Origin of the sequence: Pseudomonas edaphica, from assembly GCF_005863185.1 — a bacterium.
Classification (GTDB): domain Bacteria; phylum Pseudomonadota; class Gammaproteobacteria; order Pseudomonadales; family Pseudomonadaceae; genus Aquipseudomonas; species Aquipseudomonas edaphica.
The window spans coordinates 1-705 of record NZ_VBVZ01001100.1 but is presented as its reverse complement, the minus strand read 5'-3'; the positions used below and the strand labels follow the sequence as shown (position 1 = coordinate 705).

Genomic DNA, 705 nt, shown 5'->3' with positions numbered 1-705 from the left:
AAGGCCCGCGCCGAGCACTGGGCCGCGCAGCTTGGCCTGCCTTTACAGCTGGAGGAGGCGGACTTTTCCCTGCAAGTCGGGGAACACGGCCTGCAACTGCAACAGCTCGGGCCTGACGCGCCGGGGCCGGTGCGCGTGGACTTCGTCGAAGGCGGCGCGGCGCATCGGCGTCTCTACGGCGGTGGCAGCGGGCAGATGATCGCCAAGGCGGTCGGTGTTGCCCAAGGCGTGCGCCCACGGGTGCTGGACGCTACGGCGGGCTTGGGCAAGGACGCGTTCGTACTCGCCAGCCTGGGCTGCGAGATGAGCCTGATCGAGCGTCAGCCGTTGATCGGCGCCTTGCTCGAAGACGGCCTGGCCCGTGGTGCGGACGACTTTGAAGTGGCGCCGATTGTGGCGCGCATGCAGTTGCTCAAAGGCAACTCGATCGAGGTGATGCGCAACTGGGAGGGCGAGCCGCCGCAGGTGATCTACCTGGACCCGATGTTCCCGCACCGTGAGAAAACGGCGCTGGTTAAGAAGGAAATGCGCCTGTTTCGCCCATTAGTGGGTGATGATCCGGACGCACCGGCCTTACTCGCTGCCGCCTTGGCGTTGGCCAGCCACCGCGTGGTGGTCAAGCGCCCGCGCAAGGCGCCGTGCATTGACGGGCCCAAACCGAGCCATGCGTTGGATGGAAAGTCCAGCCGGTATGACATGTCTCTT

At 66.0% G+C, this 705-nt stretch carries 1 protein-coding gene; it reads left to right on the top strand.

Going from position 1 to position 705, the window contains the following annotated elements:
- Window positions 1–705 (top strand): class I SAM-dependent methyltransferase (locus FEM54_RS33475; RefSeq protein WP_138454390.1); only part of this gene is annotated, 705 nt, incomplete at both ends.